This is a genomic window from Sandarakinorhabdus sp., from assembly GCF_031422795.1.
Classification (GTDB): domain Bacteria; phylum Pseudomonadota; class Alphaproteobacteria; order Sphingomonadales; family Sphingomonadaceae; genus Sandarakinorhabdus.
On the sequence record NZ_JANPML010000082.1, the window covers coordinates 1 to 10,188 of the forward strand.

Here is a 10,188-nt window from a genome sequence, read left to right on the forward strand (position 1 = left end):
GGAACAGCGGGAACGGCGTGCGCGCCGCGCCGGCCAGAACGGTAAAGCCATCGCCGATGATCGGCAGCCAGCTCAGCAACAGGCTCCAAACGCCAAAACGGTTGAACCAGGCGGCATTGCGTTCCCAGCCGGCAGCCGAAAGCGGGAACCAGCGCCGGTGGCGGAAAACCTCGGCGGAACGGCCCAGCGCATAGTTGATCACCGCGCCGCCGACATTGCCGATTGTGGCGATCAGCACCAGCAACCACGCAGGTTGTTGATCGGCCAGCAGCAGCACGGCCAGCACGGCTTCGGATTGGGCGGGCAGGATTGAACCAGCCAGAAGGGCGCTGGCGAACATCCCGGCAAGGGCCGCTATATCGGCTGGCCCCATTTCGCTTTTTCTCACTCGTTCAGTGGCGGAGTCGGAGGGATTCGAACCCTCGGATCCAGTTACCCAGATCGGCAGTTTAGCAAACTACTGGTTTCAGCCACTCACCCACGACTCCGAGCGAGGCGGAGGCTATAGCCATGCTGCATGGGGCTTGGCAACAGGCTTTCGTGAACGGGCGAAAGACTCGGTGCCCGATTGCGGCTCAGCCCCGGTTCAGGCAACAGCGTTCAGGCAACAGCGGTCAGGCAAGATCGGGCAGGCGGCCATGACAGGCCACGCGAGGGAGATGATGGAATGATGGTTCGCTTTGGGGTGATCGCCATGTTGATGGCTGCGCCTGTGCTGGCACAGGAGGCGACCCCAGCTCCGGCTCCAGCTCCGGCCCCAGCTCCGGCCCCGCCAAGCGCCAGCCCGACCTATGCCGAAGATGATGTGCTGGGCGCAGCTGAAGGCGTGTTCGGCAAGGGCGCCGAAGGCCTGGCCGACATCGTTCGCAAGACGTTCAAGGATCGCGGCCAGCCCAACGCCTATATCGTTGGCCGTGAAGCTGGCGGCGCCATCATCGTGGGTGTGCGTTACGGTTCGGGTACGCTGTATCACAAGATCGAAGGCGAGAAGAAAGTCCATTGGACCGGGCCATCGGTGGGCTTCGACATCGGCGGCGACGGTTCGAAGGTGTTCGCGCTGGTGTATAATCTCAACGACACCGAAGACCTGTACCGCCGCTATCCAGCCGCCGAGGGCAAGGCCTATCTGATCGGCGGCTTTACCGCCAACTATCTGCAGCGCGACAAGATCGTGATCGTGCCGATCAAGCTGGGTGTTGGCTGGCGGCTCGGCCTGAACGGCGGTTATCTGAAATTCTCCAAGAAGGGCAAGGTGCTGCCCTTCTGAGGATCAGCCCGGCCCGACGATCCCCACGGCCAGCTCAACCCAGATCAGAAAACCTGCTGCCAGCGCGGCGATGGCCAAGGCCAGCCGCGCCCGGCCCTGCAGCCGCGCGACGCCTTCGAGGCCAAGGCCGATCCCGCCCAGAAGCAGCGCGGCGGCGCCGAAATCCAGCGGCCCCCAGTTCATCTCGTCGGTGAACGCCATGGCCAGCGCCGGCAGCAGCAGCGGGCCGGCAGCCAGGCCCCAGCCAGCCTTGCGGATCGTATGAGTGGTCAGGTTCATCAGCGATCAGGCAATCGCACCCAGCAGCGGCTCGCCGGCAGCCAGAAGCCGGATATTCTCCACCAGACGCTCCATGATGCGGCGGTTGATGTCGGGGTTGCTCCACGACACATGCGGCGTGATCCGGCAGCGCGGATGGCCCTGCAGGCGGTGGCCGGGCGGCAAGGGTTCCGGATCGGTGACATCAAGGCTGGCCCACAACCGGCCCTTGTCCAGCTCGGCCAGCAGCGCATCCTGATCGATCAGGCCGCCACGGCCGACATTGACGATATGGGCGCTGGCCTTCATCCGCGCCAGGCGATCGGCATTCAGGATATGCTGGGTGGCCGGCGTGATCGGCGCGGCCAGCACCAGGTGATCGGCGCGGGCCACCACCTCATCCAGCGGGGCGGTGCGGATCCAGGGATCGGGCGAGGGCGCGGCGCTGGCGCGGGCGGCGATGATCTCCATGCCGAAGGCGTGGGCGTATTTGCCGACCTGGCGCGCGATGTTGCCCAGGCCGATCAGGCCCAGCGTGCGGCCGTGCAGGGTGGCCAGCGGCTGTTCGATGAAGGCGGTGCGTTCTGGCCACTCCTGACCTGCCGTCAGCGTGATGCTGGCCAGTTGCTTGGCATGGGCCAGCATCACCGCCAGCGCATATTCGCCGATCGGAATGGCGGTGGTGCCGGATGCGCTGGCGATGGCGGGTGCCTCGAACAGCCACGGCGGATAATCATCGGCCCCGGCGCTGGCCAGTTGCACCAGCTTTACATTGCCCGGCCAGCCGGCGGGGCGCGGCGCCTGATTGGCCTCATCCCGGTCGTGGCCCTGACCGTGCAGCACGAACAGCACATCCACGTCGGTCGGCAGCGCCCAACGGGTTTCCACCGGAATATGGGTGGCGGCGGTGATGCCGGGCAGGCCGGCAAGCATCGCCGACATCGGTGGGGCAAACTGGTGTGCGATGCGCATCTTTTCCTCCGCTTCTGCCATCCCCTAGCGGCAAGCGCGCCGGCCCGCTACAGGGCTTGAGAATTCAACCTGCCACGAGGACAAGATGGCCAGCATCACTGTGATCACCCGCGACGGGCAAAGCCATGTTCTGCCGGCCAACCCCGGCATGAGCGTGATGGAAATCATCAAGGATGCCGGCATTGCCGAACTGTTGGCGCTTTGCGGCGGCTGCTGTTCCTGCGCCACCTGCCATGTGCATGTGGCCGCAGACGACATGGCGCGCGCCGGCCCGGCCAGTGCCGACGAAGCCGATCTGCTCGATTCCTCCGACAATCTGGCGCCAAGCAGCCGCCTGTCGTGTCAGATGGCGTTCACCCCGGCGCTCGACGGCCTGACCGTCACCATCGCGCCAGAGGATTGAGCCTGGCTGTGTCGGGCAAGGTCACCGCCGCCCTTGAACAGCAGGCGCGTTTCTGCGCGGCGCTGGGCGCACCGTTCACCGGGGCGCTGTGCCGGGTGCTGGCGACCGGCGTTGACCCGGCCAGCCTGACCGGCCAGCGCCTGGCGGCATGGCCGGGTGAACCGATGACCGACGCGCTGCCGATGCGGCTGACCGGTGCCCTGCACTGGCTGGTGCGCGGTGGCCGGGCGCCAGGGCTGGCGGCGCTGTATCCGCCGGCTGCCATGCCCGATGATGCGGGGCTGGCGGCTGCGTTGGCTGGCCTGTTTGCCGTTCCCGCCATCGATGCCGCCATCGCCGCTTTCCTCGACAGCCCGCCGCAAACCAACGAAGTTGGCCGCAGCGGCGCGCTGGTGCCGGCGCTGCTGACGTTGGTGGCCAAAACCGGCCAGCCGCTGGCGCTGAACGAACTGGGGGCCAGCGCTGGGCTCAATCTCAATCTGGATCGTTTTGCCTTTGATCTAGGCGGCGTGACGGCGGGCGATCCGGCCAGCGCCGTGCGGATCGCGCCAAATTGGCAAGGGCCGCCGCCGCCGGCTGCCGCTTTGCAGGTGGTGGCGCGCGCCGGCGTGGACATCGCCCCACTCGATGCCAGCGATCCTGCTGTAGCAGAACGGCTGATGGCCTTCATCTGGGCCGATCAGCCGGAACGGCTGACGCGCACACAAGCCGCCATCGCGCTGGCCCGCGCTGTTCCGCCGCCGCTGGAAAAGGGCGATGCCGCCGATTGGCTGGAGCGCACGCTGAGCCTGGCCGATGGGGTGACGACGGTGGTTTATCACAGCATCGCCTTTCAATATTTCCCGCCCACAGTGCAAGCGCGGGTGATGGGCCATCTGGCAAAGCTGGGTGCCACCGCAACGCCGCAGCGGCCGCTGGCGTGGCTGCGGATGGAAATGGACGATCCGGCCAATCCAACAACGCCCGCCATCCGGCTGTCGCTGTGGCGCGGCAACGGCGAAGAAGCGCAATTGCTCGGCCATTGCCACGCGCATGGCACGTTTGTGCAGTGGGCAGGTTGATGCGGCTGGTTCTGGCATCGGCGAGCCCGCGCCGTCTGGATCTGCTGGCCCGGCTGGGGCTGGTGCCCGATGCGGTCGATCCGGCTGATCTGGATGAGGCCGTGCAGCCCGGTGAAGTGCCGCGCAGCCATGCCGAGCGATTGGCGCGGGAGAAGGCTGCGCTGGTGGCCAGTCGCCATCCCGGCGCCGTTGTGCTGGCCGCTGATACGGTTGTCGCGGCTGGCCGGCGCATCCTGCCCAAGGCCGAAGACGAAGCGACGGCGCGCCGCTGTCTGGCGCTGCTGTCGGGCCGCCGTCACCGCGTGCTCACCGCCATCGCGCTGATCGACGCGCAGGGCCGGTTGCGCGAACGGGTAAGCGAATCCATCGTGACCTTTCAGCGCCTGCCGCCCGCCGATATCGATTGGCTGATCGCGCGCGGCGACTGGCAGGGCAAGGCCGGCGGCTATGCCATCCAGGGCGCCGCCGAAGCCTTTGTGCGCCAGTTGACCGGCAGCTTTTCCGGCGTTGTCGGCCTGCCGCTCAACGAAACGCGGCTGCTGTTGAACGCGGCCGGCTGGCGCCTGTGATCGCGCTGCTGGAAATCGCCCCCGGTGCCGCCCGCGCCGTGGTGATGGACGGCGACACACTGCTGGAAGCGCATATCGCCCGCGCCGATGAACCACTGCCGGTTGGCCTGATTGCGCCGGCCCGGCTGGCCAGCCGCAGCGGCAAGTTGGGCGTGGTGGCGATGGCCAGCGAGGAGGCGGTGCTGTTGCCCGTCCCGCCCGATTGGCCAGAAGGGCAGACCAGGCTCGTCGAAGTGCTTCGCCCGGCCCGGCCCGACGGCGCGCGCGACAAGCAGGCGCGCGTGGCGGCGCATGATGGCCCGGCCCGGCCCGCGCCAACGCTGGTGCAGCGTCTGCAGGCTGCCGGCCACCGGATTGAAATCCTGCCCGCCCATGGCCCGGATCGCCTGGCGGACGCTGGCTGGGATATGGCGGTGGAAGAGGCGTTGTCGGGCCGGATCGATTTTCCCGGCGGCCGGTTGCTGGCGGCGCAAACCCCGGCGATGCTGGTGATCGATGTGGATGGGGACGGCGACCTGTCGCGCCTGTCGGAAGCCGCCGCACGGGCGGTGGCGGCCACTGTGCGCCGTCACGGTATCGGCGGGCCGATCGTGGTGGATTTCCCTTCGCTCGCCGGCCGCGGCCCACGCGCCGCTGTTGATGCGATCCTGGCCGAATCGCTGCCGCAGCCGTTTGAAAAAATTGCCATGAACGGCTTTGGCCTGGTGCAGATCATCCGCCCGCGCCGCCATCTCAGCCTGATCGAGGAAGTGCGGCGGCCGGGCTTTGCCGCCCTTGAACTGCTGCGCCGGGCGATGCGGCTGGTGGGACCAATACGGCTGGAAGCGCCTAGCCCGGTGATTGACTGGCTGGCGGCTCGCCCGGCCCTGATCGAGGAATGTGAGCGGCTGACCGGCGGTCCACTGGCGCTGGCGGCCAATGCTGGGGCAGGGAGGGGTCATGTCCAGCAAAGCTGATTCGCGCGCCTGCGCCTATTGCCGAAAAGCCCCGATGGTGGCGGCCTTCAAACCGTTCTGCAGCGAGGGTTGTCGGGCCCGCGATCTCAACGCCTGGCTGTCGGATCGCTATGTGTTGCCGGCCAATGCGAATGATGACGAACTTTCTGATACGTCCCCGCTGGACAATGGCGACGAGGCTGGCTAAACGCCCGCTTCCCATGCGGTTCACCCAACCGCTGCGAAGCCAGAGTCTGGCAATGTGGGCCCGGGTAGCTCAGGGGTAGAGCAGGGGATTGAAAATCCCCGTGTCGGTGGTTCAAATCCGCCCCCGGGCACCATTATTCTGAAAAGGGCCGCTTGCCATTGGCAGCGGCCTTTTTCGTTGGTCTGGCTCTGTGTGGGCTTATCCTTGAAATGGTGCAGTTGCAGGTCAGCCGGGTTGGCCGCTACGGTACGGCCATGCGGGTGCCTATTCGCTGACCGGGGATTTTGACATGAAGATGCGCCAGGCCGCTGCTGCGGCAAAGACCATCACGGCGGCCGAGGCGGCTGCCATGGTGAAGTCGGGCATGTGGATCGACTATCTTGGCTCGATCAACCAGCCCGATGTGTTCGATCGCGCGTTGGGTGAACGGATCAGTGAGCTGTCGAACCTCAAGCTCCGCTCCACCGTATCGATGCGGCCGCGCGCGGTGATGGAGAATGATCCCGAAGGGCGACACGTCCACATGATCAGCCTGCACATGGGCAGTTATGATCGCCGCCTGCACGAACAAGGCCGCTGCAGCTACACGCCGCTGAACCTCGGTGAAATTTCAGATTATTATCGTCGTTTCATCCCGCCGGTGGATATCGTGATCTTCAAGGCTAGGCCGCTGGCCGATGGAGTTTTCAATGTCGGGCCAACCAACGTCTGGCTGCGGGCCGTCTTGGAGCAGGCCCGTCTGGTCATCATCGAGACGTGCAGCGCGCTGCCTTTTGCCTTTGGTGAAGGTACCGACATCCATCTGAGTGAGGTCGATTACATCATCGAAGGCGACGACAGTCCCGTGCCTGAACTGCCCAACCCGGCGCCGACGGAGGTCGACAAGGCCGTGGCGCGGCTGATCATCAGCGAGATCGAGGATGGCGCCTGTTTGCAGATTGGCATTGGCGGGATGCCCAATGCTGTGTGTGGAATGCTGGCGAGCGCTGGAATCAAGGATCTGGGTGTTCACACCGAAATGCTCACCGACGGTATTGCCGAACTGTATCGCGCCGGCCAGATCAATGGCACCCGCAAGGCACTTGATCCCGGCAAGATCATCTATTGCTTTGCGGCGGGCACGAAACCGCTGTTCGACACGGTCGACCGCAATCCGGATTTCTGGTGTCACCCGGCTGAATATACCAACTCGCCGCACATCGTGATGCAGAACCCGAAGGTGACGGCGATCAACAGCACGACGCAGATTGATCTCACCGGCCAGGCGGCATCGGAAAGCGATGGCAACCGGCATCTGACCGGCACCGGCGGGCAGGCGCAGTTCGTGCGCGGTGCCTATGCTTCAGAGGGCGGCAAAAGTTTCATCTGCCTGCCTTCCACCTACGACAAGAAGGGCGATCGGCGCAGCCGGATCGTGTTCAACCTGACGCAAGGCAATATCGTCACCACGACGCGGGCGGACATGATGTATGTCGTGACCGAATATGGCATCGTGAACCTGAAGGGCAAATCGGTGCCGGAACGGGCGCGGGCGCTGATCGGGCTGGCCCACCCGGATTTCCGTGAGGGGTTGGAGCGCCAGGCCTATGAAAACCGCCTGATCCCGCGCGGGTTCAGCTTTTGAAGGTGAACCGGAACGCTCCGAGCCGGCCTTGGTGTATCGCACTGCTTGTCGGGTTCAGTTGGCGCTGGGCCGGGGGTTGAGGCGCACGATGGTCCAGTTGAGGAACGTCGCAAAGCTCACCCAGGCCAGATAGGGCAGGTTGAGCCACCCTGCCATGGGTGCAATCGTGCCCAGCCCGATCACCAGGGCCAGGATGGATCCCCACAGGAAGGGCACTTCGGCAAGCGCCCAATCCGGCCGCTGCGCCTTGAAGAACAACGGGCTCCACAACAGGTGGAACACGCCGTTGACGCCAAACATGATCAGGATGGCGCGTTGTTCATCCGGGCCCGAGGCCGCCTCCCACGCGATCACCCCGCTCCAGGCGGCAAGGCCCAGGATGATGGTCCACGCCGGGCCAAACGCCCACCCCGGGGGCTGCCATGCCGGCTTGCGCAGCCGAGCATACCAATCAGCGCGAGGGGTCATCAACCCGCCGATCAGGCAAAGGCCAACGGCCCAGGCGATGGCGACGGCGGCGGGGGTGTTGAAATCATCCATGACGGCACGGTACAGCAATTTGGCCGTGATTGCTGCACCGCGACAATTGCGACGATCTGCTCGGTCTGGCCGGCGTTGACAAGACGCTGGAATTTCTGATCGCCGATGCGCTGGCCCAAGGTGCGAACCCGCGATTTCCGCTTCCGACGCTGGTCCATACCAAAAAGGGCCGCCCCGATGGGAGCGGCCCTTCGTGTTGCGTTATGCTCTGTCTGGTTCAGGCGGTAACGGCGCGGCGGCGGCGGGCGGCGGCACCGACGAGGCCAAAGCCGGCGATCAGCATCGCCCAGCTGGCCGGTTCGGGAACGACACCCGAGGCGCCGATGGTCAGATTGTCGATGGAGAATGCCCCGCCTGTCGTCGTGCCGCCATTCGGGCCGAACGCGATCGACCGGATCTGGCGATCCGAGGTCAAGCCGAAGAAGCTCGCCGTGTTTGACTGCAGGGCAAACAGCTGAGTGTCGCTGTTGCCAAACGTGACCAATGCTGAATAGGGCAGGTCGCCGCTGTTGCCGCTGATATCCAGGCCGACACCGCCCACACCGTTGGCATCACCGAAGCTGGTTGCATCAAAGTGCAGCGTGAAGCTGCCGTTGCAGCCGGCGCAGTAACCGAAGCTAGCACCGCCGTCGAACCGAATATTTAGGTTCTGGAAGCCGGTTGTTTCATAGCGTGTCTGCCCAACCACCGCCGTCATCGCGGCGTTGCTGAGAATGGAAAACCCGTTCTGATAGCCTTGCGATGATTCATAAGTGTCGGTGAACGAGCTGGACAGCGCCGACAAGAACGTGGCGCGGTCGCCGAACACGGTGGTTTGCGCGGACGCACCGGTTAGCGCGCTGGTGGCGGCGAGCGCAAACAGCGCCGCCTTAAGCATGGTCTTCATAATTTACCCCCGACTTTGCACAAGCGCCTTCTCAAGCGCACGCCGAAACACGTTTGACGCTCCAGTAAATTAAGTGATTGTTGAGAAATTGTACAGGTCAATTTGGGTTAACGGCGGTGTTGGCGTGCAAATGACGCCTGCTTCCGGTACGATCGGTTCACGGCGTTGCGTTACCGCGAAGCGCGCGGTTGCATGGTGCCGCGATATGGTTGCGCGCCGGCCGCCTTCGTGCCACGGCAGCGATCATGAACCTCGCTCGCTTCCCCCGTCGCCGCTACACCCCTGGTTTCACGCCGCTGGAGCCGTTGCCGCGCCTTTCGGCGGCCATTGGCGGCCCGGAATTGTGGATCAAGCGTGACGATCTGCTCGGCCTGGCCGGCGGCGGCAACAAGACGCGCAAGCTGGAATTCCTGATCGCCGATGCGCTGGCCCAGGGCGCCGATACGCTGATCACCGTAGGCGCGCCGCAGTCCAACCATTGCCGGCTGACGCTGGCCGCCGCCGCCAAGGAAGGGCTGGCCTGCCGGCTGGTGATTGAAGAACGGGTGCCGGGCAGTTTCAGCGCGGAAGCACTGGGCAATAATCTGCTGTTTGATCTGATGGGCGCGGCCAGTGTTCGTATGGTCAAGGCCGGCGCCGATCTGGCCGCCGAAATGGCCGAGGAGGCCGCGGCGGTGAAGGCGGCGGGCGGCCACCCCTATATCATCGTTGGCGGTGGGTCGTCGCCGCTGGGCGCGCTGGGCTATGCCGCTTGCGCGCAGGAAATCATGGACCAGGCGTTCGAGATCGGCGTCGCCTTTGATCGCATCGTGGTCGCATCCGGCAGTGCCGGCACCCACAGTGGCCTGATCGCCGGGCTCGTCGCGCTGAACGCCGGCATCCCGGTCACCGGCATCAACGTGCGCCGGCCGCGCGACGAACAGGAAGCCAATGTGCTGAAGCTGGCGCAGGCGACCGCCGATCTGATGGGCACGCCGCAGCCGCAGGCCGCCGACATCGTGGCGCTGGCCGATTGGGTTGGCCCCGGTTATTCGCTGCCAACCCGCGAGATGGTGGAGGCGGTGCGGCTGCTGGCAGCGCAGGAAGGCATTTTGCTCGACCCGGTTTACAGCGGCAAGGCGATGGCCGGCCTGATCGCGCTGGCGCGGCAAGGCGCCTTCAAGGATGAGCGGGTGCTGTTCCTGCACACCGGCGGCTCGCCGTCGCTGTCGGCCTTTGCCGGCGTGCTGCGCGACCCCGCTTTCAACTGATGCCGCGCTATGGCACGATCGGCGTGATTGGCGGCATGGGGCCGGCGGCCACGGCTGATTTTCTCGGCCGCCTGGTGGCTGGCGTTGCCGCCGCAGACGACAGCGATCACCCGCGCGTGCTGGTGGATTCAAACCCGCACGTGCCCGACCGCAACGCGGCGGCGCTCACCGGTGCGGCATCGCCGGGCCCGGCGCTGGCCGCAATGGCGCAAGGG

Annotated in this window: 12 protein-coding genes, 2 tRNA genes and 2 pseudogenes; 10 read left to right on the top strand and 6 right to left on the bottom strand. The window is 65.6% G+C overall.

Features of this window, described 5'->3' with window-relative positions; genetic code table 11:
• Both RMO81_RS03255 and RMO81_RS03260 read right to left on the bottom strand, forming a co-directional pair.
• Positions 1-340 (bottom strand): YqaA family protein (locus tag RMO81_RS03255; protein ID WP_310474303.1); only part of this gene is annotated, 340 nt, incomplete at its 3' end.
• A 56-nt stretch (positions 341-396) separates the two neighbouring features.
• Positions 397-488: transfer RNA gene (locus RMO81_RS03260), tRNA-Ser, on the bottom strand.
• A gap of 239 nt (positions 489-727) precedes the next feature.
• Between RMO81_RS03260 and RMO81_RS03265 the strand changes: the two are divergent.
• Positions 728-1,267, top strand: a pseudogene (locus RMO81_RS03265) (DUF1134 domain-containing protein); the annotation flags it as partial.
• 3 nt (positions 1,268-1,270) lie between these two features.
• Here the strand turns inward: RMO81_RS03265 and RMO81_RS03270 are convergent.
• Positions 1,271-1,546, bottom strand: coding sequence for a hypothetical protein (locus RMO81_RS03270; RefSeq protein ID WP_310474304.1), 276 nt, complete (start codon positions 1,544-1,546; stop codon positions 1,271-1,273).
• A gap of 6 nt (positions 1,547-1,552) precedes the next feature.
• Entirely contained in the window at positions 1,553-2,497 is a 945-nt protein-coding gene (locus tag RMO81_RS03275; RefSeq protein ID WP_310474305.1) for an NAD(P)-dependent oxidoreductase, read from the bottom strand.
• An 85-nt stretch (positions 2,498-2,582) separates the two neighbouring features.
• Here RMO81_RS03275 and RMO81_RS03280 point away from each other — a divergent pair, with 85 nt between their 5' ends.
• The 7 genes from RMO81_RS03280 (at position 2,583) to RMO81_RS03310 (ending at position 7,297) form a co-directional block, all read left to right on the top strand.
• Positions 2,583-2,900, top strand: a complete 318-nt coding sequence (locus RMO81_RS03280) for a 2Fe-2S iron-sulfur cluster-binding protein (protein ID WP_310474306.1) — start codon at positions 2,583-2,585, stop codon at positions 2,898-2,900.
• Positions 2,897-3,961 (top strand): DUF2332 family protein, encoded by a 1,065-nt coding sequence (locus RMO81_RS03285; RefSeq protein WP_310474308.1) that lies wholly within the window; start codon positions 2,897-2,899, stop codon positions 3,959-3,961. Before RMO81_RS03280 ends, RMO81_RS03285 begins: the two co-directional genes overlap by 4 nt.
• Positions 3,961-4,530, top strand: coding sequence for a nucleoside triphosphate pyrophosphatase (locus tag RMO81_RS03290; protein ID WP_310474315.1), 570 nt, complete (start codon positions 3,961-3,963; stop codon positions 4,528-4,530). The genes RMO81_RS03285 and RMO81_RS03290 overlap by 1 nt, the downstream gene beginning before the upstream one ends.
• The gene (locus RMO81_RS03295) at positions 4,527-5,486 is read left to right on the top strand and encodes a ribonuclease E/G (protein WP_310474309.1); all 960 of its coding nucleotides are present in this window, start codon (positions 4,527-4,529) and stop codon (positions 5,484-5,486) included. The genes RMO81_RS03290 and RMO81_RS03295 overlap by 4 nt, the downstream gene beginning before the upstream one ends.
• Positions 5,470-5,673, top strand: coding sequence for a DNA gyrase inhibitor YacG (yacG, locus tag RMO81_RS03300; protein WP_310474310.1), 204 nt, complete (start codon positions 5,470-5,472; stop codon positions 5,671-5,673). The genes RMO81_RS03295 and yacG overlap by 17 nt, the downstream gene beginning before the upstream one ends.
• A gap of 58 nt (positions 5,674-5,731) precedes the next feature.
• Positions 5,732-5,806 (top strand) — tRNA-Phe (locus RMO81_RS03305).
• Between the two features lie 156 nt (positions 5,807-5,962).
• Complete coding sequence (locus RMO81_RS03310) at positions 5,963-7,297, top strand: acetyl-CoA hydrolase/transferase C-terminal domain-containing protein (protein WP_310474311.1); 1,335 nt, start codon at positions 5,963-5,965, stop codon at positions 7,295-7,297.
• A 54-nt stretch (positions 7,298-7,351) separates the two neighbouring features.
• Here RMO81_RS03310 and RMO81_RS03315 read toward each other — a convergent pair whose 3' ends face one another.
• Both RMO81_RS03315 and RMO81_RS03320 read right to left on the bottom strand, forming a co-directional pair.
• The gene (locus RMO81_RS03315) at positions 7,352-7,837 is read right to left on the bottom strand and encodes a TspO/MBR family protein (RefSeq protein WP_310474312.1); all 486 of its coding nucleotides are present in this window, start codon (positions 7,835-7,837) and stop codon (positions 7,352-7,354) included.
• Positions 7,838-8,054: 217 nt separating this feature from the next.
• Positions 8,055-8,645 carry a PEPxxWA-CTERM sorting domain-containing protein gene (locus RMO81_RS03320; RefSeq protein ID WP_310474313.1) on the bottom strand — a complete coding sequence of 197 codons (591 nt, stop codon included), beginning with the start codon at positions 8,643-8,645 and terminating at the stop codon, positions 8,055-8,057.
• Between the two features lie 323 nt (positions 8,646-8,968).
• Between RMO81_RS03320 and RMO81_RS03325 the strand changes: the two genes are divergently transcribed.
• Both RMO81_RS03325 and RMO81_RS03330 read left to right on the top strand, forming a co-directional pair.
• Positions 8,969-9,973, top strand: coding sequence for a D-cysteine desulfhydrase (locus RMO81_RS03325; protein WP_310474314.1), 1,005 nt, complete (start codon positions 8,969-8,971; stop codon positions 9,971-9,973).
• Positions 9,973-10,188 (top strand): annotated as a pseudogene (locus RMO81_RS03330) (aspartate racemase); the annotation flags it as partial. The gene RMO81_RS03325 and the pseudogene RMO81_RS03330, both read left to right, overlap by 1 nt.